Genomic DNA, 22,946 nt, shown 5'->3' on the forward strand with positions numbered 1-22,946 from the left:
ACCTCTCTCTTTGGACTCAGGGTCAACATACAAGGAGCGAGGCTTGCCCGCGAAGAGATCCTCAGACATTCCACAAAAGCCAGACCTTCCACTGTTTCATTGAGCTGCATCAAAAGACCGAATCGTTAGGCAACTTACCATTGGACATCGAACATTTTTAACGTCCTTTGGAGCCCCCATGAACAAGTCTTTGCTCGGCGCATCGCTGGTCGCCCTCGCGCTCGCAGCCCCGCTCGCCCACGCCCACCAGGCGGGCGACATCATCCTTCGCGCCGGCGCGATCACCGTCAACCCGGAAGCCGACAGCTCCACCGTGAAGGTCGATCAAGGCCCGCTGAGCGGCGCCGACCTGGGCGGCAAGGCGACCATGAGCAGCGACACGCAATTGGGCCTCAACGTTGCCTACATGCTGACCAGCAACTGGGGTATCGAACTGCTCGCGGCCACACCGTTCGAGCACGACGTGAAACTCAAGAACACCGCGCTGAGCGCCGCCAACGGCAAACTCGGTACGCTCAAACACCTGCCGCCGACCTTGAGCGTGGTGTATTACCCACTGGACGGGAAGTCCGCTTTCCAGCCGTATGTGGGCGCCGGTATCAACTACACCTGGATCTACGACGAGCACGTGGGCAGCCAGGCCAGTGCCGCCGGTTTCAGCAACTTCAAGGCGAGCAATTCCTGGGGCATGGCCTGGCAGGTTGGTGCCGACTACATGCTGACCGACAACGTGATGATCAACGCCCAGGTGCGCTACATTGACATCGACACCCGCGCGACCGTGGAGAACAACGCCGTTGCACCGGGCACCCGGGCACGGGTGAACGTGGATGTCGATCCGTTCATCTACATGGTCGGTCTGGGTTATAAATTCTAAGGATTCACGTGGTGGTGAAGATCGTTCCCACGCTCCGCTTGGGAATGCGGCCAGGGATGCTCCGCGTCCCAAGAGCAGACGCAGAGCGTCCATTGAGGCATTCCCACGCAGAGCGTGGGAACGATATGCAGAAGGCGCCTTGTAACAGGCGCCTTTTTCTATTGCCCCAGCAGCCGCGCCAGGCCAACGTTCAACGGCGTTTGCGCGGGAGCTTTGAAACGTTCCAGCAATTGCCGATTGTTCGCCCGTGAATGGCGGATGTCACCGGAACGTGCCGGGGCGTAACTCACGGCAGGCAACTCGCCGACCACGCTTTCAAGTGCGGTCAGCAATTGCTTGAGACTGGTCGCCTGATTCCAGCCAACGTTGACCGCGCCAACGTCAACCTGAGGTTTTTCGATGGCTTGCACCAGCAGTTTCACCAGGTCTTCGACGTAGAGAAAATCCCGGGTCTGCTCGCCGTCGCCAAACACGGTGATCGGCAGGCCTTTCTGCGCGCGCTCGCTGAAAATGCTGATCACACCGGAGTACGGCGAGGACGGATCCTGACGCGGACCGAAGATGTTGAAGAAGCGAAAGATCACCGGTTCAAGACCATGCTCGCGCCGGTAGAAATCGAAGTAGTGCTCGCTCGCCAGTTTGTCTGACGCGTAGGGCGTCAACGGTGATTTTGCTGTGTCTTCATCGATCGACTCACCTTCGCCGTTGTTGCCGTACACCGCCGCACTGGAGGCAAACACAACCCGTTTGACCGCGGACTGGCGCATGGCTTCGCAGACATTCAGCGAACCGATGAAATTGCTTTGGTGGGTCTTCACCGGATCGTCCACCGAAGCCTGCACCGATGCCACTGCCGCCAGGTGCGCCACGGCGCTGCAACCGGCCATGGTCCGTGTCACCAGCGCGGCATCGGCGACGTCGCCGACAATCAGTTCGACCTTCGGATTATCCAATGGCAGATTGCTGCGCTTGCCCGTCGACAAGTCATCGAGGATGCGCACCGAATAGCCCTTGGCGAGCAAGGCATCGGTCAGGTGCGAGCCAATGAAACCGGCGCCGCCGGTGATTAAAACGGGGCCGTCAGCCATGGCGATAGAACCTGTCCAGTAGTCCGGGAAGTGCCGCACGCCAGGCGCGTGGCTTGATGCCGAAGGTGTGTAGAATTTTCTTGCAGGCCAGCACCGCATGTTGCGGTTCTTCGGCGGCGTCCGGCCGCGCGGCATGGGCCTGGGCGGTCGGTGCTTCTAGCGCCAGCGGATGCAACGCCCGCGCTTCGGTGAGGATCGCCTGCCCCAGCGCCAGCGGCGTGGTCGCCTCATGCCCGGCGTAGTGGTAAGTCCCCCACAACGGCGCTGCGCAGTCGAGTTGCTTGAGCACCGAAATGATCACCCGGGCGGCGTCGTCGACCGGCGTCGGATTACCCCGACGGTCGTCGGCCAACAGCAATTCATCCGGCTGCTCGGCCCGCTCGAGGAAACGGCCGAGGCTGCCGTCAGTGCTGTCATCGAGCAGCCAGCCGAAGCGCAGCAGCACGTGCTGCGGGCAGGTAGCGCGAACGCTCTGCTCGATTCGCCACAACGCCTGACCACGCAGGCCCAGCGGCACCGGTTCGTCTTTTTCGCTGTAGGCGGTGGCGCGGGAGCCATCGAACACGCGATAGCTCGAAGGCTGCAGCAGCACGATGTTGTGGTGCTGGCACAGTTCGGCCAGGCGTTCGACTGCGCGCTCTTGCCCGGCCAGACGTTGTTCGCTGACCGCCTCCGCCTGGAACCAGTCGAAGTAATAGGCGAGGTTGATCAACGCGTCCGGACGGGTGTCGTCGAGCAGTTGCGTCAGGCTCGCGGCATCCCAGCCGTCTTGCGGCGGGCGGGGGGCGAGGAAACCGATGTCTTCCTCTGCACCGAGGCGAATCAGCGCCTGCCCAAGGGCATTTCCGCCGCCCAGTAACATAAGGCGCATTCGCATAAAGTCAGCAGGCCCAGTCTGGTAAAAACAATGGCTGAATGGACAACGCCCGCGGGCGATGCCATTGATGGTTGCCGGAATCGTTGCATTTTGCGGGTTTAGTGCGCAACCGTCATCCGTAAAGTGTAGATGTCCGGGACTTCAACTCGCCCCCCCCCTGTGGCGAGGGAGCTTGCTCCCGCTGGGCTGCGAAGCGGCCCCAGATTGCTGGCGACTGCTTCGCGGTCGAACGGGAGCAAGCTCCCTCGCCACAGGGGAGGAATTGATAAACCGAGCGGTACTTGCATCTTCCCTGCCCCGCCCGCATAAATCAGCACATGAACCTGCCCATCCCCGCAGACAGTGCCCTGGACGGCTTCCACCCCGCCGTCAGCGCCTGGTTCAGTCACACCTTTGCTGCGGTCACCGCCGCTCAGGCCCGGGCGTGGCCGTTGATTCGCCAGCGCCGCTCGACGTTGATCGCGGCGCCCACGGGCTCGGGCAAAACCCTCACCGCATTCCTCGCGGTCATCGACGATCTGGTGCACCGGGGCCTGGACAATCCTGAAGGCCTGCCGGATCAAACCCTGGTGGTCTACGTCTCACCGCTCAAGGCGCTGTCGAACGACATTCGCATCAACCTGCAAAACCCGCTCGCCGGCATCACCGAACAATTGCGCCTGATGGGCCTGCCGGAACTTTCGATCAGCACCGCCGTACGCACCGGCGATACTCCGCAAAAAGACCGCTCGGCGATGCGCAAAACCGCGCCGCATATCCTGGTGACCACGCCGGAATCGCTCTATGTGTTGCTCGGCTCCGATTCCGGCCGGCAAATGCTCGGCACCACGCGCACGGTGATCGTCGACGAAATCCACGCCATCGCCGCCAGCAAACGCGGCAGTCACCTGGCCTTGAGCCTGGAACGCTTGCAGGCGCTGTGCGTCGAACCGCTGGTGCGCATCGGCCTGTCAGCCACGCAGAAACCCATCGACGCGGTTTCGCGCTTTCTGGTGGGGCGCGACCGACCTTGTGAAATCATCGACATCGGCCACGCCCGCCCACGGGACCTGGATATCGAAGTGCCGCCCGTGCCGTTGTCGGCGGTGATGGCCAATGATGTCTGGGAGCTGGTCTATGATCGCCTCGCCGCCCTCGCCCGGGATCACCGCACCACGCTGATTTTCGTCAATACCCGGCGCCTGGCCGAACGCCTGAGCCGGCACTTGAGCGAACGTTTGGGCAAAGAAGCCGTGGCCGCCCACCACGGCAGCCTGGCCAAGGAATTCCGTCTCGACGCCGAGCAGCGGCTCAAGCGCGGCGACCTGCAAGTGTTGATCGCCACGGCATCGCTGGAACTGGGTATCGACATCGGCGATGTCGACCTGGTGTGCCAGATCGCCTCGCCGCGGTCGATCTCCGGCTTTCTGCAAAGGGTTGGCCGCTCCGGACACCAGGTTGGCGGCACGCCCAAGGGCCGTTTGTTCGCCACCACCCGCGACGACTTGATCGAATGCGCCGCGCTGCTCGACTGCGTTCGCCGGGGCGAGCTCGATACCTTGCTGATCCCCGTGGCACCGCTGGACGTTCTGGCGCAGCAGATCATCGCCGAAGTCAGTTGCCAGGAATGGCAGGAACAAGCGTTGCTGGACCTGCTGCGCCGCGCCTCACCCTATGCCGATCTCGACGAAAAACACTATCAGGCGCTACTGCGGATGCTTGCCGAAGGCTACAACGGACGCCAGGGCATTCGCAGCGCTTACCTGCACCGCGACGCCGTGACCCGCAGCCTGCGCGGGCGCCGGGGGGCGAAACTGACGGCGGTGACCAGCGGCGGGACCATTCCGGACAATGCCGACTACAGCGTGTTGCTCGAACCTCAAGGGCTGAACATCGGCAGCGTCAACGAAGACTTTGCAGTGGAAAGCATCGCCGGGGATGTCTTCCAGTTGGGCAATACGTCTTATCGAATCCTGCGCGTGGAAACCGGCAAGGTGCGGGTCGAAGATGCCCAGGGCCAGCCGCCGACCATTCCGTTCTGGCTCGGCGAAGCGCCAGCACGCAGCACCGAATTATCGAAGGCGGTGGCCCGTTTGCAGGCGCACCTCGATGGGTTGCTGGGCGCTACGCCGGGCCAGTTGCAACCCGCGATCGAGTGGCTGACGAACACCCTCGGTCTGAACCTGGCCAGCGCCGAACAACTGGTGGAATACCTGGCCCGGGCGCGCCAGACCCTCGGCGCCCTGCCGTCGCAGGATACGCTGTTGATGGAGCGTTTTTTCGACGAGTCCGGCGGCACGCAACTGATCATCCACAGCCCATTCGGCAGTCGCATCAACCGCGCCTGGGGCCTGGCCCTGCGCAAGCGTTTCTGTCGCACCTTCAACTTCGAATTGCAGGCCGCCGCCAGCGAAGACGCCATCGTATTGTCGCTGTCCACCAGCCACAGCTTTGAACTGGACGACGTCTGGCGTTACCTGCACAGCAACAGCGCCGAGCACATCCTGATTCAAGCGGTGCTCGACGCGCCGCTGTTCGGCGTGCGCTGGCGCTGGAATGCCGGGGTTGCCCTGGGCCTGCCGCGCTTCAGCGGCGGGCGTAAAGTCGCGCCACAGATTCAGCGGATGAAAAGCGAAGACTTGATCGCCAGCGTGTTTCCCGACCAGATCGCCTGCGTGGAAAACCTCGCTGGCGAGCGGGACATTCCCGACCATCCGCTGGTGGAACAAACCCTCGACGACTGCCTGCACGAAGCCATGGACAGTGAAGGCTGGCTGGCCTTGCTGCGGCGCATGGAGCACGGCGACGTTCGCCTGATCAGCCGCGACTTGCCGGCACCCTCGCCGCTGGCCGCAGAAATCCTCAGCGCCCGCCCCTACACCTTTCTCGACGATGCACCGCTGGAGGAACGACGCACGCAAGCGGTGCTCAACCGCCGCTGGAGCGATCCGCAATCCACCGACGACCTCGGCGCACTGGACGTCGAGGCGATTGCCGCTGTGGGCGATGAAGCCTGGCCAGCCCCCGGGAACGTCGATGAAATGCACGAGGCGCTGATGAGCCTGGCGTGCATCACCGACACCGAGGCCCGGGCCAATCCGAATTGGCTCGACTGGCTGAGAACCCTGGCCGACAGCGGCCGCGCCTGCCAAATCAATCAGTCTCTGTGGCTGGCGCGGGAACGCCTCACTTGCCTGCGGGCGATTTATCCACAGGCCGAATGCTGGCCGGTCCTGCAAGCGTTGCCGGGCTTTGATGAACCCTGGGAAGCGGATGCCGCCCTGCTGGAAGTGCTTCGTGCGCGGCTCAGCGCTTTTGGCCCGGTGCCGCTGGAGGCGATTGCCGAACCGCTCGGTTTACCGCCTGATCGAGTCACGCAGGCCTTGGCGCAACTGGAGCGCGAAGGCTACGTACTGCGTGGTCGTTTTACCCCGGGCGGCGCCGACGACGAATGGTGCGAACGGCATCTGCTCGCGAGGATTCACCGCTACACGGTCAAGCGTCTGCGCCGGGAAATCGAACCGGTGGCGTTGCAGGACTTCATGCGGTTTCTGTTCGACTGGCAGCATCTGTCCAGCGCTACCCAAGGTCAGGGCAATGCGGTATTGCCGGCAATCGCCGCGCAATTCGAAGGCTACCCCGCCGCCGCTTCAGCCTGGGACAGCGACCTCCTCCCGGCGCGCATCAAGGACTATTCGCCGACCTGGCTCGATGAACTGTGCCGCAGCGGCAAACTGGTGTGGACTCGTCTCACCGCGCACAACAAAAACGCCAGCGCCGCCCTGCGCAGCACACCGATTGTGTTATTGCCACGCAACCGGGTCGGGCTCTGGAGCGAATTGGCCGAACAAACACCGATTGACGAACTGTCGCCGAAAACGCAAAAGGTTCACGCCGCCCTCAGCCAGCACGGCGCACTGTTTTTTGATGAGCTGACTCATGAAGCGCACTTGCTGCGCGCGGAACTGGAAATTGCCTTGCAGGAATTGGTCGGCGCCGGACTGGTAAACGCCGACAGCTTTGCCGGTCTGCGCGCATTGATCACCCCGGCCAGCAAGCGGCAGAACCGCAGCAGCCGACGCGGCCGCGGGGCCTTCGTCGGGGGCATGGACGACGCCGGGCGCTGGGCGTTGCTCAGGCGGGGTGCCGGCGCCGCGGTTGTGGATAACCTGCGCCCGGCGCCAACACCCGCCGACACGCTGGAACACATCGCCATGACCTTGTTGCGCCGCTACGGCGTAGTGTTCTGGCGGTTGCTCGAACGGGAAGCGGATTGGTTGCCGAGCTGGCGGGAATTGTTGCGCACTTTCCATCGCCTGGAAGCACGCGGTGAGATTCGCGGCGGACGCTTTGTCAGTGGCCTGGCGGGCGAGCAATTTGCGCTGCCCGAGGCGATTCCTCTGTTGCGCGAGGTGCGCCGCCGGCCCCATGACGGCAGCTTGATCGCGGTGTGCGGGGTCGATCCGCTGAACCTTGCCGGCACGCTGCTGCCAGGGGCGAAAGTGCCGGCGCTGGCAAGTAATCGGCTGGTGTATCGGGATGGATTGCCGGTGGCTGCGGAGATTGCCGGCAAGCAGGTTTTTTGGCGGGAGCTGGATCAGCAGGCGGGTGCAGAGGTTCGCAATAAACTGATAAGACGCTGATCGTTCCCATGCTCCGCGTGGGAACCCAGCCAAGGACGCTCTGCGTCCCGGAAGCGGACGCGGAGCGTCCGGTGAGGCATTCCCACGCGGAGCGTGGGAACGATCATTGACTGCTGCGCAGCCCAGCGGGAGCAAGCTCCCTCGCCACAAAAGATTTGTTGGGGCGCAGTTATGGAATCCGAACCTGATCCGATATCTCCTCATCCTCCTGCCGGCGCTTGGGCAACAAAACCTGCTGTGGATAAGTCTGCGCGAAGTGCACCCATGGGCTGTTATCCACAAGCTTTTTCAAACGCTGGTTGAACGCTCGACTCACCGCGTACTGACCTCCCGACACGGTGCGGAACTGCGCCGTCAGCACCACGCCGTTGAGGTCCATTTTGTCGACACCAAATACGTCCAGTGGCCCTTGCAGGTTGTACCTGAGGAACGGGTCATCGCTGATGGAATGCCCGGCCTCGCGAATCAGCTCAATGGCCTTGTCGACATCGGTGTCGTAGGTGAACTGCACCGAGAAGAACGCGTAGGCAAATTGCCGCGATTGGTTGGTCACTGCCTTGATCTGGCCGAACGGCACCGAGTGCACGAACCCCTTGCCATCGCGCAAGCGCAAGGTGCGAATGGTCAAACCTTCGACCGTACCGGCGTGGCCGGAATCGAGTACCACCCAGTCGCCGATGGACAGCGTGTCTTCAATGATGATGAACAATCCGGTGATCACATCCTGCACCAGTTGCTGGGAACCGAAACCGATGGCCAGGCCGATCACCCCGGCACCGGCCAGGAACGGCGCGACGTTGATCCCCAGGTTGGCCATGGTGGTGATCGCGCAGATCACCACCAGAATGATTTTGATCGCATTGCGCAGCAGCGGCAGGATGGTTTTCACCCGTGTACTGGGCTGGCGTGCCGAGCGTTTATTGGCCGGTGGTTTCAGCGCTTCCTGGATCGCCGTATCGAGCACCACCCACACCATCCAGGTGATCAGGAAGATCAGGCCGATATGGCTCAGCGAATCACTGATCGCCCGACCGACCGCATTGCTCACCGCAAAATCGAACAGCGATACGCCCCAGATGCGCCCGAGAATATCGATGAAGACAATGGCCATGGCGATGCGCAGCAAGGCGTGGGAAAGGCTCAGAAAACGCTGTTTGTAGGCACTGCTGCGGCGCACGTCCGTTTCACTGCGCGACTTGAAAAGGTGATGCAGCGTGGTACTCAGGAACACCGTGGCAATCAGCAGTATCGTAGTGAACAGTGCACTGCGCAGGACCTGCTGATTGTCTGCACTGACGCTGATCAGGTTGATGATCGAAACCAGCACCATCAACAGAATCGGCCAATACCAGAGCCCGGAAAAAATCCGCAGGGTTTCACGTAACGCCGGCTGTTTGCGGCGTTGGGCCAGCGGCAGGATGCGAATCAGCTGAGCGACCGGTCGACGCATGCGGACCACTAGCAGACCAAAGGAAATCGAAGCCGCCAGACCGGTAAACACTGCGATGCTGCTGGTGAGATTATTGCCCAACTGATGAGCGATCTGCGGACTGGTCAGCGCGTCACTCAGTGCGACGAGAAAACCGATCCCGAACAACGGACGCGGACTGTGCTGGCGAATGATCTGTACTGCGCGACGTTTGTGACCGGTGTTGAACAGCACCACCAGTGACATCACCAACGACGCGGCGAACACGCCGCTACTGGTGGCATAGGCAAAGCACAACGCCAGCGCCCGCCCCGCCGACACCGGTAGAAACTGACTGGCATAAATGGTCAGCGGCAGGCTCACCAGGGCGGCGATGCCGTAGGGCAGCACGTAGCCCAGCAACGCTTGTCCACGCTCACGACTGAGCAGTAACCGATGTTCACACAGGCGTTGCGCCGACCATTTGCCGAGCAACCAGAATGAGCCAAAAACTGCGGCCCAGACCAAGGTCAGCAACAGGAAATCCCCAGTCACGCTCCAGCTCGAACGAGCGGATGGATGATTGACCAGCTGATCGACCTCGTCCGCGGCGCGATCAGCGCGCAGACGCCAGGCGTCGACCAGGTTTTCATTGAGGTCGAGCCTGGTCTGCACCTCGTCAATGCTGGAACTGATGGCGCCCAGCAAGCCGCCCTGAACCAGCGGTTGAGGGTGGGCCGGTGGTGTCGCTGCAGTGGCACTTGCGGGCAGACCCGCAACGGCCGCCGCCTCCAGTTCCTCGCTGCCCACAAACAGCAACGCCCCCAGTAACATCGCGGTCTTGAGCTTGATCAAGGCATCCGCTCCTTTGGATAAGACTGTAAGGAACTGATCGACAAATGACGGACTAGTTCGGCGCTGGCCCCCATCGGCTCGGCGATCTTTGCGTTGAAGACAAATATCAAATGCTCATCCCTGTATTTTTCCGCACAACCCAAACCCCGACACTGCGCTCCATCAAATCAACCCACCGGAGTTGCAGTCATGCCTATTGCCTTGCTCGCGCTGACCCTCAGCGCCTTCGCCATCGGGACGACCGAGTTCGTCATCGTTGGCCTGCTACCTACCATCGGCGCCGACCTCGGCGTCAGCCTGCCGTCGGCCGGCCTGCTGGTCAGCCTGTATGCGCTGGGCGTCGCCGTGGGCGCCCCGGTGCTGACTGCCCTGACCAGCAAAGTCCCGCGCAAATTGTTGCTGTTGTCGCTGATGGTGCTGTTTACCCTTGGCAATCTGCTGGCTTGGAAAGCGCCGGGTTACGAGTCGCTGATACTGGCACGGATCGTAACCGGTCTGGCGCACGGGGTGTTTTTCTCGATCGGTTCGACCATCGCGACCAGTCTAGTGCCCAAGGAAAAAGCCGCCAGCGCCATTGCCATCATGTTCACCGGCCTGACCGTGGCCCTGGTCACCGGCGTGCCGCTGGGTACGTTCATCGGCCAACATTTCGGCTGGCGTGAAACCTTTCTCGCCGTCTCGGCCCTGGGCGTGATCGCGTTCATTGGCAGCCTGCTCTATGTGCCGAAAAACATTGCCCACAGCAAACCGGCTTCATTGTTGCAGCAATTGCAGGTGCTCAAGCAACCGCGCCTGTTGTTGGTGTACGCGATGACGGCGGTCGGTTACGGCGGTTCGTTCATTGCCTTCACTTTCCTGGCACCGATTCTTCAGGACATCGCAGGTTTCAGTGCCAGCACCGTCAGCCTGGTATTGCTGGTGTATGGCATCTCGGTGGCGGTCGGCAACATCTGGGGCGGTAAACTGGCCGACAAACGCGGCCCGATCAGCGCCTTGAAAATCATCTTCGCCTTGCTCGCCGCAGTACTGTTCATCCTGACATTTACCGCTGGCAATCCCTGGTTGGCGCTGGCGACCGTGCTGGTCTGGGGCGCCGTGGCTTTCGGGAATGTGCCGGGTTTGCAGGTGTACGTGGTGCGACAGGCCGAACATCACACCCCCCATGCGGTGGACGTCGCATCGGGCCTGAACATCGCCTCGTTCAACCTCGGTATCGCCGGCGGCGCCTGGGGTGGCGGTTTGATCGTTGCACACATTGGCTTGATCCATACCGCATGGATCGGTGGGCTGGTGGTGCTGGTGGCGCTGGCATTGACGGCGTGGAGCGGCCGCCTGGATCGCCTCGGCCCGGTGTATGCCGAAAGCTCGACGCGGGTCGTCCCCAGTCACTGATATTCCCTTGCAGGAGCGAGGCTTGCCGGCGAAGGCGCCGGATCTGGCGACATTGATGTTCAATGTTATGACGCCTTAGCGGGCAAGCCTCGCTCCTACCGGTCAATTTAAAGAAATGAACCGTCGGTAGTTCCGTCGAAACTTTCGCCGCTTGCCCGCAGTCATCAAAAGATCGGGGGCATTCAGACGGGAGGCGACATGGCGGCGATTCACATCGGCATTTCAGGTTGGCGCTACACGCCCTGGAGGGGCGATTTCTACCCAAAGGGCTTGCCCCAGAAACGTGAACTGCAGTTCGCGTCGCGGGCGGTCAACAGTATCGAAATCAATGGATCGTTCTACGCCCTGCAGCGGCCTGACCGGTACGCCCAGTGGTACGCCGAAACCCCACTGAACTTCATCTTCAGCGTTAAAGCCCCGCGTTTCATTACCCACATCAAGCGTTTGCGGGACATCCACAAGCCCCTGGCCAATTTCTTCGCCTCCGGAGTTCTAGAGCTCAGGGAAAAACTGGGGCCGATCCTCTGGCAATTTCCGCCCAACTTCAAATTCGATGCCGAACTGTTCGAAACCTTTCTCGATCAGCTTCCCCACGATACCCAGCAAGCAGCCGCCCTCGCCCACGAGCACGACTCGCACCTGCACGGCCCGGCCAGTTTGAAGGCCCATGGAAAAAAGCCGCTGCGCCACGCGGTGGAAATTCGTCACGAAAGCTTCATCGACCCGGCCTTCGTTCGCCTGCTCAAGCGCTATAACGCCGCGTTGGTGATCGCCGACACCGCCGGTAAGTGGCCTTACCGCGAAGACATCACCAGCGACTTCGTCTACCTGCGCCTGCACGGTGCCGAAGAACTGTACGCCAGCGGCTATACCGCGCAGGCGCTCAAGCGCTGGGGGGACCGGATCGAAGCCTGGCATCACGGTCGGCAACCGGAGGATCCGCATCTGATCGCGCCCAGACAGAAGCCCAAGGCACGTAAGTCCCGCGAAGTGTTTTGCTACTTCGACAATGACATCAAGGTTCACGCGCCCTACGACGCGCGCCGCCTGCTGGAACGTTTCGATCTCGACAAACACCTGCTCACCGCTCCCGGAGAAACTGCCGCCGAAGGGGTGCTGCCATGAGCATTTCCGAGCCAATCGGTGTGACGGACGAACAAGAAAGCGTCAACACCAGCGTGCACCGGTTTACGGTGCTGACGGTCAATACGCACAAAGGTTTCACCGCACTCAATCGCAGGTTCATTCTGCCGGAGTTGCGCGAAGCGGTGCGCAGTGTAGCCGCCGATGTGGTGTTTTTGCAGGAAGTTCACGGCACTCACGAACAGCATCCCAAACGCTACAGCAATTGGCCGGCGATGCCGCAATATGAGTTCCTTGCCGACACGCTGTGGCCGCAGTTTGCCTACGGACGCAATGCGGTTTATCCGGCGGGCGATCACGGCAACGCGCTGTTGTCGAAATTCCAGATCGTTCGCCATGACAACCTCGACGTGTCCATCAGCGGCCACGAGAATCGCGGCATCCTGCATTGCACCCTGCGCCTGCCCGGTGAAGGTCCCGAGGTACACGCGATTTGCGTGCACCTGGGCCTGCGTGAATCCCACCGCAATGAGCAACTCAAATTGCTCGCCCAGCGTTTGGCGCAACTGCCAGGTGATGCACCCGTGATTGTCGCCGGCGATTTCAACGATTGGCGCCAGCGCGCCGATGCCCTGCTCAAACCCTGTGGTCTGCGCGAAGTGTTCGCCCAGCATCACGGCAAACCGGCGCGCAGTTTTCCGGCACGCCTGCCGGCCCTGCGCCTGGATCGCATCTACGTGCGCAACCTCAAGGCCAGCCACCCGCAAGTGCTCACCACTCGCCCCTGGTCACACCTTTCCGACCACGCCCCCTTGTCGGTGGAGATAGAGCTATGAGTACTTCACCGATGGAAAAAACCACTGTGCAGCCGATTGCCGCGCCCCCCATTAGCCAGCCTGCAACCGTCGATGTCGAATACCGCTGGCAAGGCAATAACCGCGTCGAGTTGCTGGAAAACGGCGAAGCCTATTTCCCCCGGGTGTTCGAGGCCATGCGCCAGGCGAAAACCGAAATCCTTCTGGAAACCTTCATTGTCTTTGAAGACAAGGTCGGCGATGAACTGAAGGAGGTGCTCATCGAAGCAGCGCAACGGGGCGTGCGCGTCACCGCCAGCCTGGACGGATTTGGTTGTGGCGAACTGAGCACTGGGTATCTCACTGCCCTGAGCAGCGCTGGCGTGCATTTGCAAATGTTCGACCCGGCCCCCAAGCGCCTGGGCATCCGCACCAATTGGTTCCGCCGCCTGCACCGCAAGATCGTGGTGGTGGACGGGACCATTGCCTTCATCGGAGGGATCAATTTTTCCGCTGACCATCTGGCCGATTTCGGTCCTGAAGCCAAGCAGGATTATTCGGTGGAAGTTCAAGGCCCGGCGGTGGCGGACATTCACCATTTTGCCCTGCTGCAATGCGGCCGACCGGTGCACGCCAAGTACTGGTGGCAACGCCGCAGGCAGCGCCGCTCGGAACTGGCGGTCAGCGATCACGATGGTCAGGTGCGCCTGGTACACCGCGACAACGGTGATCACCGCAACGACATCGAAGAGGTTTACCGCGAGGTGTTGCGCACGGCAAAACGTCGCGTGGTAATTGCCAACGCCTACTTTTTCCCTGGCTATCGTTTGCTGCGCGACATCCGCAACGCGGCTCGCCGTGGCGTTGACGTGCGCCTGATCCTGCAAGGGCAGCCGGACGTCCTGATGGCCAAGCTCGCTGCGCGCATGACCTACGATTACCTGCTCAAGTCCGGGGTGAAAATCTACGAATACTGCGACCGTCCGCTGCACGGCAAAGTCGCGCTGGTGGACGAAGACTGGAGCACCGTCGGCTCCAGCAACCTCGACCCGTTGAGCCTGTCGATGAACCTGGAGGCCAACGTGTTGATCCGCGATCGAACGTTCAACCGCGTACTTTACGAACGCCTGGAAGATCTCAGTGACAACCACTGCAAGTTCATGTCCGTGGACAAGGCCCCGCGCGGCCGAATCTGGCACATGACCGTGGGCTTTCTGGTGTTCCACTTCCTGCGCCATTTCCCCGCCTGGGCCGGGTGGCTGCCCGCGCACAAACCTCGTCTGAAAGCGTTCACCCCACCGACCGGGAGCGATCGACATGAGCCGCACTGAAGCACCCGCGGCGCCCCACGCCGAGCATCCGGCCAAATCGCGTCTGGGCCGTTGGAAAAGACCGCTGACCCTGCTGTTTTTTCTGGCGCTGATCGTCCTGTTGACGATGTTCGCCCAGCGTATCGAATGGGCCGAAGTGCTCGAAACCCTGGCTGATTTCAAGGTGCGTACTCTGATTATCGCGGCCAGCCTGACCGTGGTGAGTTTTCTGGTGTACGCCTGTTTCGACCTGATCGGCCGCACTTACATCCGCCAGGACCTGACGTGGAAACAGATCCTCCCGGTAGGGATCATCAGCTATGCCTTCAACCTCAACCTGAGCGCCTGGGTGGGCGGCATCGCCATGCGTTATCGTCTGTATTCGCGACTGGGGGTGAGCAAGAGCAATATCGCCAAGATTCTCGGCCTGAGCCTGGCGACCAACTGGTTCGGCTACATGCTGATCGCCGGCGTAGTGTTCAGCAGTGGGTTGGTGCGGATGCCGCCAGGCTGGAAATTGAGCAGCGGTGCATTGCAGGCGGTGGGCGTGTTGTTGCTCTTGGCGAGTGCCGGATACCTCGCGGCCTGCCGTTTTTCCAGCCGCCGCGAGTGGTCGATTCGCGGTGTGGAAATCAACTTGCCATCGCTGCGCATGGCAATCCTGCAACTGTGCCTGGGTGCCTTGAACTGGTCACTGATGGCCGCGGTGATCTTTACCTTGCTGCCGAGCAAACTGGATTATCCGCTGGTGCTTGGAGTGTTGCTGATCAGTGCCATCGCCGGGGTCATCACGCACATCCCGGCCGGGCTTGGTGTGCTGGAAGCGGTGTTCGTCGCGCTGCTGCAACATGAAGCGTCACGGGGCAGCCTGGTGGCGGGGTTGCTGGCCTATCGGGCGATCTATTTTCTGCTGCCGCTGTTGATCACGTTGGTGATGTATTTGTTGGTGGAAGCCAAGGCGAAGTCGCTGCGGATTGCCAAGAAACCCAAGTGATCTGCTGTGATTGGACTGACGCCATCGCGGGCTTGCCCGCGATGGCGCCTTCGATGGCGCCTTAAAGAACACCACCAATCACTTGGACTGAATAATGCTCAAACGCTCACCCACCACCATTTCCGTGATCCAGTCCACGAGGATCGAGGTGTAAGCCTGCTGTGAAACCGGATCGCTCAATGCGTGATCGGCACCGTCGATAATCCGGTGCGTCAACGAGTGAGTCTGCTGGCACGCCGCGCGGTAGCTCATGATGGTTGCGTGAGGTACATAGGCATCGGTCTCCGATTCCACCAGCAGAACATCCCCGGTGAATTCCGAGCAGGCGTGCAAGGCGCGATTGCTGTCGGCACGCACGAGCGTGCTGCGGTAATCGCGCAGGTCGAGCTTGTCCAAATCCCGCTTTGGCGTGTGCCATTTATCGTCGCGATACAGCGCCGGCACCCGCAACGCCAGCCAACGCACAGGGCGCAACGACGTCAGGATCGAGGCCAGGTAACCGCCGTAACTGGTGCCCACCACGGCAATGGCCGAGGTATCGAGTGCCGGGTGCGCCAGCAAGCGATCGTAAGCTGCCAACAGGTCACGCAGATTATCTTCGCGAGTCACCCGTGACAGTGGAATCCCCGTGCCTCCGGTGTGTCCGCGAAGATCGAATGTCAGGCAGACACACCCCAGGCCGGCAATACCTTTGGCCCGTTCCAGGTCTCGCTCCTGACTGCCGCCCCAGCCGTGCACAAATAACACGCCAGGGACCTTGGATTTGGGACTGAGGAACGTCCCGCTCATCTGTTCGTCGTCAATGTCGATTTGAATGCTTTCGCTTCTAGCCGTCATAGGATTTGACCGTTACATACTTGAGAAGAAAATCACTGTTTTGCGCCGGCCCCCGGTACACCTCGATGGCGTCCGCGGGCAGCGCCTGATCGATGTAGGTTTCCACCGAAGACACCCGGATCGCACGCATTGCAGGATCATTGAGAAATGCCTGCAACGCTGCCACTTCGGCGCTACTGGCACCGCCCATGCGCCAGGATTGTTCGAGCACCCCGCTACGCCGCTTGCCGTCGCTGGCCAGCCCTTGGGCGATGTCGTAGTTACGCCGCGAGGCATAAAAAGCGGGATAGGCTTCATCAGCGGCCCTGTCGAACACCTGCGCCTGGTGGATCGCCAGTTGCACATCCTCCGGCAAGTCCAGCTTCAACAGATCATCGTAGCTACCCTGCACTACCAGCAGGTTGGAACCACCATAGACCTCTTCGCCGTGAGCGTCTTCGGTCAAGTATTGATCACCGCAGTAACTCAGCACGGTGTCGCCGATGAAACTCTGACCGACGCTGTGGGTGATCACCTGGTCCAGGTCCTGTTCCAGCACTACGCCCTCATTGAACAACGCTTTGGCTTCAGGGCGAGCGAGTATCTCGTCGAATTGATCGAGGCTGCTGATCACTTCCTGACCGCGTCCGGCGCAAGCATGAATGGGCTTGAGACGTATTGGCCCGGTGTAGAGCAGATGCTCCGCCGCCGGCCGTGCATCAGCGAACGAGAACACGCTGAGACCGTCGAGCACGACACTGCGCACACGCTCGGAAAACAGCGGCGCCCAGCCTTTCGGCGCATGAGCGTGGTAGTTCAACAAGCCGTGGCTGATCGCCTTGGTGCAGATGAAGTCATGCTCGACATACCCGCCCCACAAATCTTCCGGCCCCTTGATGCCCAGTTGACAAGCGGCCGCGGCACCCACCAGCGTCTGGGTTGGCAGCAAGTAAAGGTCTCGACCGGCATGCTGTTGCGGGTCGAAGCTGCCACCGAACTTGAGCCCGAGAATTTGCGCCAGCCAGCGGGCCAACGCGCGGTTGGTTTCGACTTCATGCTGCGGCGCATCAGGGTGCACCGAATGGGCGACTACCAGTTTCTTGCGGTTTGCCGGGGTCATGCATCCCCCTTGAATCGTCGCTTGAGAATGTAGCCTTTGCAGGTGCAGAGATCAGGCCAATCGGGGTAGCGGGAAAACGCTTTTTCAATCAAACATTTACGCGAGCGGTGATGGCATGGCGCCTGCTTTATTCTGCACGACAGCAAATCCACTCCATGCAATTTGCACGACCAATAAACGCTCCTGCAGGGAGGTTGTGGTGATTATCGGTTCGCAGCGGCTGGCGTCACCCCAAACCGCGTCCGGTAATCACTCGGCGCCAGCCCGGTAATTTTCTTGAACGTCGAACGGAAAGCCCCCGGGTCCTGATAGCCCACGGTCCAGGCAATGTGATCGATGGTGCCATTGGTGAACTCGAGCATTTCCCGTGCCTTGCCGACACGCAGGTGCTGGCAGTACTCGGTGGGCTTGAGCCCGGTGGCCGCGCGAAACCGGCGCAGAAACGTACGCTCCTCCAACCCTGCGCGCTCAGCCATCGTCGTGAGCGAAACGTCAGTGGCCCCGGTGCTTTGCAGCCAGTGCTGGACCTTGAGTATCGCCCCATCGCCATGGTTGAGGATCGGCGCAAAGTTGCTGCCGCACTCGCTGGCGCTGTCGCTGTGTTCGACCACCAGAAAACGCGCGGTGCCGGTGGCAATGCTTGGCCCCAGCAGACGATCCACCAGACGCAACCCCAGTTCCGACCAGGCCATCAATCCGGCAGTGGTGATCAAGTCGCCATCGTCGACAATCGGCGTGTCGGCCTTGAGTTTGATGGCCGGATAACGCTCGGCAAAGGTCTTGGACGAAGTCCAGTGAGTCGTGGCGCTACGACCGTCGAGCAGACCACTTTCAGCCAGCAGGATCGAGCCGACACAGACGCCGCCCAGAGTTGCTCCGTCGGCGTGCTGCTGTCGAATCCACTGAATCAGCCCTTGCGGCGCCTGGCCTTCGGAGAACCCGGCAATCGACGGCGGAATCATCACCGCCACTAACGCGTGCTCGGGGCCGGGATGGCTGTCGTAAACCCGCACCGGTTCCCGGTCACCCTCGACCTGCCAATGGCTGACGCGCAACAACGGCAGATGTGCTGCCTGATGTTCCCCGGCAATCCGGTTGGCCACCCCGAACAGGTCCGTCAAGCCATGCACCGCCGCCATTTGCGCGCCGGGATAGATCACCACCCCCAGTTCGGCGATTGGCCTTTGTGCGTCCATTGTCAGTTTTCCCCTTTCAATTGTCGGTGCGGCCAATCCTCGGAAGGCCTGCACAAGCCAATACTTGATTCCACACCAAACCGCACTTCGAGGAAACAGTCATGGCCAAGCAAGCACTCATCGTAGTCGATATCCAAAACGACTACTTCCCCCAAGGCAAGTGGCCGCTGGTCGGCGCCGATGCCGCTGCCGACAACGCCGTTCGCCTGCTCAAGGCTTTTCGCGAGGCCGGTGATTCGGTGGTGCACATTCGCCACGAATTCACCTCAGAGGACGCGCCGTTTTTCACCCCGAACTCCGAGGGCGCCAAGCTTCACCCCAAAGTCCTCAACCAGGCCAATGAGCCGGTGGTGCTCAAGCACTTCGTCAACTCGTTCCGCGAAACCGAACTACAGTCGATCCTCGACGAGCAAGGCATCAAGGAGCTGGTGGTCGTCGGCAGCATGAGCCACATGTGCGTCGATGGCATCACCCGGGCGGCCAATGATCTGGGCTACAGCGTTACGGTGATCCATGACGCCTGCGCCTCCCGCGATCTGGAGTTCAATGGCCTCACCGTCCCGGCAGCCCATGTGCATGCCGCCTTCATGTCGGCACTGGGTTTTGCTTATGCCAGCGTGGTGTCGACCGACGAGTTCCTGGCCCGATAATCACTTCGGTCATGCTGGCATTTGCCAGAACCTGACCGGCAACAAAAATGCAAAAGCCCATGGCCGCAAATGCCATGGGCTTTTTATCGCCTGTGAATCTGGACGATCTGCACCGAACGCAAGACCGCCAGAACGCTGGAAAGTCATGCCAACGCTAACAATGGCCTCACTCCCAACGCACCCGCGGGGGATTGTTGCTTGCACCCATGCCACTTTCGAGAAAACTCACTGGAAGCCTGAACAATGAACAGCATGACTATCAGCACCGACAGCCTGAAGAAAAAAACATCCCTGGGTCTCACCACCATGGCGATCGGGGCCTACGGTATCTATTTCGCTCTTGCCGTAATCTACTTCTGGTTCGGCGGAATGAAATTCACTCACTACGAAGCGCAGGGGCTGGTCCCCCTGGTGAGCAACAGTCCCTTGCTGGGTTGGGTCTATCAGCTTTTCAGCGTCGATCTGTTTTCCAGTTTGCTGGGTGTCCTGGAAGTTTCGATCGGTGTACTGATTGCGGGCCGCCTGTTCTCACCAAAGCTTTCATTGATTGGGGGCGCTTTGTCGGCCGGATTGTTTTTCACCACGTTGAGCTTTATGTTCTCGACGCCCGGTGTGGTCGAGCCCGGTCTTGGTTTCCCGGCCATTACCGTCGCGCCAGGCCAGTTCCTGCTCAAGGACATCGGCTTGCTTGCCGCGTCCCTGTTCGTGGCAGGCCATTCGCTGACCCGATTGGAAACCCCTTGAGCTGACAACCTCATCCACCGATGGCCTGAATCAGTTCATACATTCAGGTCATCGCCGTCTTGCGCTAGAAAGACGCCCTCACCGCTCAGTGATTTCATCCAGTCCCGTGGACTGCTGCCGGTCTTGCGGCGAAAGGCACGGGCGAGTGCCGAAGGACTTTCATAGCCCACTTCGTCGGCGATCAGCGTTATCGGCCGTCCCTCCCGCAAACGCTTCTGCGCCAGACTGATCCGCCAGCTCAAAAGATAATCCAGCGGGGTTTGTCCCAGGACCGCACGAAAATGCAGCGCATACGCGGCGCGCGACATGTTCGACTCGTTCGCCAGCTCCGCCACGGACCAGGGGCGTTGAGGATGGTTGTGCATCTGTATCAGCGAGCGAGCCAGGCGCGCATCGGCCAATCCGGCCATCATGCCGGTGCTCAACTGCTGGTGATCGAGCAAATGCCGGAACAGCAGGATAATCAACAGTTCGAACAAGCGATCAAGCACCGCTTCCCTGCCACAATGCCCATCCGCAGCTTCACTGAACAACCATCTCAAGGTGTCCGCCAGCAGCGGCAACTCATCCAGGGGTAGCACCAGCAGGTCCGGAAGCGAAACACATAGAGGATTGCTGACACCGCCATCAAACACCATCGACGCGCATAACAGCTGAGCGCCCTCAGGCTCACTGGCGATGAGTTGGTGACGGCTGGGGCGTGGCAGGAAAATCAGGCTTGGGCGCGTTAACAGCATTTCGCGCCGCCCGGGGACTTTCAACGTGACAGAGCCGGCCTGCAACAGATGAATATGACCGCGTTGGTCGGCACCCTCATAGGTAGACACTCCGCACAGCTTGCCGCTGTAAAACAGATTTGCGCGTACGCCAAACTGTGACAACAACGTGGATAGGCGATCCATGGGCAATTCTTCACAGGCTCTACACCTGTAGCAGAATACCACCGCACCTGGGTCGGGCCTGTCCCCCGCAGGATTTTCCCAGGTGAAAATTCGAAAAGCCCGGCATCCATACGGAAGCCGGGCTTTTCAGGTTCTATTGCTGCTTGCAGGAATCAGAACGGGATATCGTCATCGAAGCTGTCGAAATCCGGAGCCGGTTGCGGTGCGGCCTGCTGTGGGGCCGGACGCTGTGGCTGTTGTTGCGGAGCAGGACGTGGAGCCTGCTGGCGCGGAGCGGATTGCTGGTAGTTACCGCCGCCCTGAGCCTGCTGGTCGCCCTGAGGACGGCCGCCCAGCAATTGCATGGTGCCTTGCATGTCGACCACGATTTCAGTGGTGTAACGCTTGATACCGTCTTTTTCCCATTCGCGGGTCTGCAGTTTGCCTTCGATGTAGACCTGCGAACCTTTACGCAGGTACTCGCCAGCGATTTCTGCGACCTTGCCGAACATCGACACACGGTGCCATTCGGTCTTTTCGACTTTCTGACCGGTTTGCTTGTCAGTCCATTGCTCGCTGGTCGCCAGACTCAGGTTGGTCACGGCGTTGCCATTGGGCAGGTAGCGAACTTCAGGATCCTGGCCGCAAGTGCCGACCAATATGACTTTGTTAACCCCACGGGCCATTGCGTTCTCCTAGGCTTCGCACGCTGTCGCGGCCGGGTTGTTCACCAGACGCTCGAGAGTGGTGCGATCCAATAATTCTGTGTCCAGTTTGATGTAAATGGCGGCTTCATCGGCAACGACAATTGCATCTGTTACCCCTACGACGGCCTTGAGGCGCTCGATCAGGCCAGCTTCACGAATCGCTTCGGGCGACAACGGCAAGCGCAGGCTCGTTACATAGGGAGGTTCGCGCATGGTAACAGCAAAGACCAACCAAAGTGCAGCCAGCCCGGCACATCCCAGGAAGACAACCGACAAACCGCCATGCTGGAACAACCAGCCGCCGAGTATCCCGCCCAATGCCGATCCGAGGAACTGACTGGTGGAATACACCCCCATCGCCGTGCCTTTGCCGCCGGCCGGTGAAACCTTGCTGATCAGCGATGGCAATGAGGCTTCCAGCAGATTGAACGCGGTGAAGAACACCACCGTACCGATCACCAGAGTCCGCAAGCTATCGCCAAACTGCCAGAAGAATAGCTCAGTGAGCATCAGCGTCACGACGGCGCCGAGTAAAACTCGTTTCATTTTGCGTCGCTTCTCGCCGTAGATAATGAACGGAATCATGGCGAAGAAAGAAATCAGCAACGCAGTCAGGTACACCCACCAATGCTGCTCCTTGGGCAGCCCGGCTTTTTCCACCAGCGCCAGCGGCAAGGCAACGAAGCTCGACATCAGCATTGCATGCAGGACAAAAATCCCCAGATCCAGACGCAGCAGATCCGGGTGTTTAAGGGTAGGAATCAAAGCCTGGCGCGCCACGCCGGACTCGCGATGCTGCAACGGCCCGGTGGAGCGCGGCACCATGAACATCACGATCACAATGCCCAACAGCGCCATGCCGCCCGTGGCAAGAAACAGCCCGGACAGGCCGAAGGCACGGGTCAGCAATGGCCCCACGACCATCGCGACGGCGAACGACAGACCGATGGTCATACCGATCATGGCCATGGCCTTGGTCCGGTGCTGTTCGCGGGTCAGGTCCGACAGCAACGCCATGACCGCTGCGGAAATCGCCCCGGCGCCCTGCAGGATGCGACCGGCGATCACGCCCCAGATCGAATCGGCGTTGGCCGCCAATACGCTGCCCAGGGCGAAGATGATCAGCCCAAGGTAGATCACCGGGCGGCGACCGATACGGTCGGAAATGAAACCAAAGGGAATCTGGAAAATCGCCTGGGTCAGGCCATAAGCGCCAATCGCCAGCCCGATCAGGGCCGGGGTCGCGCCTGCCAGGTCCATGCCATAGGTCGCCAGCACCGGCAACACCATGAACATGCCAAGCATACGGAAGGCGAACACCAGGGCCAGACCGCTCGCTGCGCGGGTCTCGCTGCCACTCATGCGTTCGCTGTGGGGATCGTGCATGGAAAAACCTCATGTGAACCGGCGGCGATTCTACCAGTCCCATCGATTGGCAGGGTATATCGCGACGCTTTGCCGCGTGTAGATGACAGAGCTTTCATGTAAGCCTGCAATGACATCATTCGATAGTGTGCATCCATCCAGTATTT

The 22,946-nt window shown here is 60.7% G+C and carries 18 protein-coding genes; 9 read left to right on the top strand and 9 right to left on the bottom strand.

What is annotated here, in order from left to right; translation table 11 throughout:
* The first annotated feature begins 178 nt into the window (after window positions 1-178).
* Window positions 179-877, top strand: a complete 699-nt coding sequence (locus D8U73_RS06540) for an OmpW family outer membrane protein (RefSeq protein WP_056855856.1) — start codon at window positions 179-181, stop codon at window positions 875-877.
* A gap of 158 nt (window positions 878-1,035) precedes the next feature.
* On the opposite strand, the gene D8U73_RS06545 is transcribed toward D8U73_RS06540, so the two are convergent.
* Entirely contained in the window at window positions 1,036-1,965 is a 930-nt protein-coding gene (locus tag D8U73_RS06545; RefSeq protein ID WP_130904010.1) for an NAD-dependent epimerase/dehydratase family protein, read from the bottom strand.
* Complete coding sequence (locus D8U73_RS06550) at window positions 1,958-2,842, bottom strand: sugar nucleotide-binding protein (protein WP_130904011.1); 885 nt, start codon at window positions 2,840-2,842, stop codon at window positions 1,958-1,960. The genes D8U73_RS06545 and D8U73_RS06550 overlap by 8 nt, the downstream gene beginning before the upstream one ends.
* A gap of 317 nt (window positions 2,843-3,159) precedes the next feature.
* On the opposite strand from D8U73_RS06550, the gene D8U73_RS06555 reads away from it, so the two are divergent.
* Window positions 3,160-7,464 carry a DEAD/DEAH box helicase gene (locus tag D8U73_RS06555; RefSeq protein WP_130904012.1) on the top strand — a complete coding sequence of 1,435 codons (4,305 nt, stop codon included), beginning with the start codon at window positions 3,160-3,162 and terminating at the stop codon, window positions 7,462-7,464.
* A 169-nt stretch (window positions 7,465-7,633) separates the two neighbouring features.
* Here D8U73_RS06555 and D8U73_RS06560 read toward each other — a convergent pair whose 3' ends face one another.
* A complete protein-coding gene (locus tag D8U73_RS06560; protein WP_130904013.1) occupies window positions 7,634-9,727 on the bottom strand; it encodes a mechanosensitive ion channel domain-containing protein in 2,094 nt (697 codons plus the stop codon).
* A gap of 189 nt (window positions 9,728-9,916) precedes the next feature.
* On the opposite strand from D8U73_RS06560, the gene D8U73_RS06565 reads away from it, so the two are divergent.
* From D8U73_RS06565 to D8U73_RS06585, 5 genes are all read left to right on the top strand, one after another.
* Window positions 9,917-11,119 (top strand): MFS transporter, encoded by a 1,203-nt coding sequence (locus tag D8U73_RS06565; RefSeq protein WP_130904014.1) that lies wholly within the window; start codon window positions 9,917-9,919, stop codon window positions 11,117-11,119.
* A gap of 198 nt (window positions 11,120-11,317) precedes the next feature.
* Window positions 11,318-12,244, top strand: coding sequence for a DUF72 domain-containing protein (locus tag D8U73_RS06570; RefSeq protein WP_130904015.1), 927 nt, complete (start codon window positions 11,318-11,320; stop codon window positions 12,242-12,244).
* Window positions 12,241-13,038: an endonuclease/exonuclease/phosphatase family protein gene (locus D8U73_RS06575; RefSeq protein WP_056855863.1), complete on the top strand. Its 798-nt coding sequence runs from the start codon at window positions 12,241-12,243 to the stop codon at window positions 13,036-13,038. The genes D8U73_RS06570 and D8U73_RS06575 overlap by 4 nt, the downstream gene beginning before the upstream one ends.
* Window positions 13,035-14,327 carry a cardiolipin synthase ClsB gene (clsB, locus tag D8U73_RS06580; RefSeq protein ID WP_130904016.1) on the top strand — a complete coding sequence of 431 codons (1,293 nt, stop codon included), beginning with the start codon at window positions 13,035-13,037 and terminating at the stop codon, window positions 14,325-14,327. Before D8U73_RS06575 ends, clsB begins: the two co-directional genes overlap by 4 nt.
* The gene (locus D8U73_RS06585; protein ID WP_056855865.1) at window positions 14,314-15,300 is read left to right on the top strand and encodes a lysylphosphatidylglycerol synthase domain-containing protein; all 987 of its coding nucleotides are present in this window, start codon (window positions 14,314-14,316) and stop codon (window positions 15,298-15,300) included. Before clsB ends, D8U73_RS06585 begins: the two co-directional genes overlap by 14 nt.
* A 78-nt stretch (window positions 15,301-15,378) precedes the next feature.
* Here D8U73_RS06585 and D8U73_RS06590 read toward each other — a convergent pair whose 3' ends face one another.
* The 3 genes from D8U73_RS06590 to D8U73_RS06600 all read right to left on the bottom strand — a co-directional run bounded on the left by D8U73_RS06590 (window position 15,379) and on the right by D8U73_RS06600 (window position 18,432).
* Window positions 15,379-16,137 carry an alpha/beta fold hydrolase gene (locus D8U73_RS06590; protein ID WP_130904017.1) on the bottom strand — a complete coding sequence of 253 codons (759 nt, stop codon included), beginning with the start codon at window positions 16,135-16,137 and terminating at the stop codon, window positions 15,379-15,381.
* Complete coding sequence (locus tag D8U73_RS06595) at window positions 16,127-17,236, bottom strand: DUF3182 family protein (RefSeq protein WP_130904018.1); 1,110 nt, start codon at window positions 17,234-17,236, stop codon at window positions 16,127-16,129. The genes D8U73_RS06590 and D8U73_RS06595 overlap by 11 nt, the downstream gene beginning before the upstream one ends.
* Before the next feature lie 203 nt (window positions 17,237-17,439).
* Window positions 17,440-18,432: a GlxA family transcriptional regulator gene (locus tag D8U73_RS06600; RefSeq protein ID WP_130904019.1), complete on the bottom strand. Its 993-nt coding sequence runs from the start codon at window positions 18,430-18,432 to the stop codon at window positions 17,440-17,442.
* 101 nt (window positions 18,433-18,533) lie between these two features.
* Here D8U73_RS06600 and D8U73_RS06605 point away from each other — a divergent pair, with 101 nt between their 5' ends.
* Window positions 18,534-19,082 carry a cysteine hydrolase family protein gene (locus tag D8U73_RS06605; RefSeq protein WP_056855869.1) on the top strand — a complete coding sequence of 183 codons (549 nt, stop codon included), beginning with the start codon at window positions 18,534-18,536 and terminating at the stop codon, window positions 19,080-19,082.
* A gap of 243 nt (window positions 19,083-19,325) precedes the next feature.
* Window positions 19,326-19,826 (top strand): DUF417 family protein, encoded by a 501-nt coding sequence (locus D8U73_RS06610; protein ID WP_130904020.1) that lies wholly within the window; start codon window positions 19,326-19,328, stop codon window positions 19,824-19,826.
* Between the two features lie 35 nt (window positions 19,827-19,861).
* Here the strand turns inward: D8U73_RS06610 and D8U73_RS06615 are convergent, their stop codons facing one another.
* From D8U73_RS06615 to D8U73_RS06625, 3 genes are all read right to left on the bottom strand, one after another.
* On the bottom strand, window positions 19,862-20,728 hold the full coding sequence (locus D8U73_RS06615; RefSeq protein ID WP_130904021.1) for an AraC family transcriptional regulator: 867 nt from the start codon (window positions 20,726-20,728) through the stop codon (window positions 19,862-19,864).
* Between the two features lie 152 nt (window positions 20,729-20,880).
* Window positions 20,881-21,393 (bottom strand): single-stranded DNA-binding protein, encoded by a 513-nt coding sequence (locus D8U73_RS06620; RefSeq protein WP_056855879.1) that lies wholly within the window; start codon window positions 21,391-21,393, stop codon window positions 20,881-20,883.
* Window positions 21,394-21,402: 9 nt separating this feature from the next.
* Window positions 21,403-22,800, bottom strand: coding sequence for an MFS transporter (locus D8U73_RS06625; RefSeq protein WP_056855880.1), 1,398 nt, complete (start codon window positions 22,798-22,800; stop codon window positions 21,403-21,405).
* Between the last annotated feature and the right edge of the window lie 146 nt (window positions 22,801-22,946).

The organism is Pseudomonas sp. Sample_22 (assembly GCF_004307635.1).
Lineage (GTDB): Bacteria > Pseudomonadota > Gammaproteobacteria > Pseudomonadales > Pseudomonadaceae > Aquipseudomonas.

Excerpts from the sequence above, each read along its gene's own strand:
- D8U73_RS06605 (WP_056855869.1), top strand. The coding sequence starts at position 18,534 with ATGGCCAAGCAAGCACTCATCGTAGTCGATATCCAAAACGACTACTTC.
- D8U73_RS06610 (WP_130904020.1), top strand. The coding sequence starts at position 19,326 with ATGAACAGCATGACTATCAGCACCGACAGCCTGAAGAAAAAAACATCC.
- D8U73_RS06545 (WP_130904010.1), bottom strand. The coding sequence starts at position 1,965 with ATGGCTGACGGCCCCGTTTTAATCACCGGCGGCGCCGGTTTCATTGGC.
- D8U73_RS06595 (WP_130904018.1), bottom strand. The coding sequence starts at position 17,236 with ATGACCCCGGCAAACCGCAAGAAACTGGTAGTCGCCCATTCGGTGCAC.
- D8U73_RS06625 (WP_056855880.1), bottom strand. The coding sequence starts at position 22,800 with ATGCACGATCCCCACAGCGAACGCATGAGTGGCAGCGAGACCCGCGCA.
- clsB (WP_130904016.1), top strand. The coding sequence starts at position 13,035 with ATGAGTACTTCACCGATGGAAAAAACCACTGTGCAGCCGATTGCCGCG.
- D8U73_RS06585 (WP_056855865.1), top strand. The coding sequence starts at position 14,314 with ATGAGCCGCACTGAAGCACCCGCGGCGCCCCACGCCGAGCATCCGGCC.
- D8U73_RS06555 (WP_130904012.1), top strand. The coding sequence starts at position 3,160 with ATGAACCTGCCCATCCCCGCAGACAGTGCCCTGGACGGCTTCCACCCC.
- D8U73_RS06550 (WP_130904011.1), bottom strand. The coding sequence starts at position 2,842 with ATGCGAATGCGCCTTATGTTACTGGGCGGCGGAAATGCCCTTGGGCAG.
- D8U73_RS06575 (WP_056855863.1), top strand. The coding sequence starts at position 12,241 with ATGAGCATTTCCGAGCCAATCGGTGTGACGGACGAACAAGAAAGCGTC.
- D8U73_RS06620 (WP_056855879.1), bottom strand. The coding sequence starts at position 21,393 with ATGGCCCGTGGGGTTAACAAAGTCATATTGGTCGGCACTTGCGGCCAG.
- D8U73_RS06590 (WP_130904017.1), bottom strand. The coding sequence starts at position 16,137 with ATGACGGCTAGAAGCGAAAGCATTCAAATCGACATTGACGACGAACAG.
- D8U73_RS06565 (WP_130904014.1), top strand. The coding sequence starts at position 9,917 with ATGCCTATTGCCTTGCTCGCGCTGACCCTCAGCGCCTTCGCCATCGGG.
- D8U73_RS06600 (WP_130904019.1), bottom strand. The coding sequence starts at position 18,432 with ATGGACGCACAAAGGCCAATCGCCGAACTGGGGGTGGTGATCTATCCC.
- D8U73_RS06540 (WP_056855856.1), top strand. The coding sequence starts at position 179 with ATGAACAAGTCTTTGCTCGGCGCATCGCTGGTCGCCCTCGCGCTCGCA.
- D8U73_RS06570 (WP_130904015.1), top strand. The coding sequence starts at position 11,318 with ATGGCGGCGATTCACATCGGCATTTCAGGTTGGCGCTACACGCCCTGG.
- D8U73_RS06615 (WP_130904021.1), bottom strand. The coding sequence starts at position 20,728 with ATGGATCGCCTATCCACGTTGTTGTCACAGTTTGGCGTACGCGCAAAT.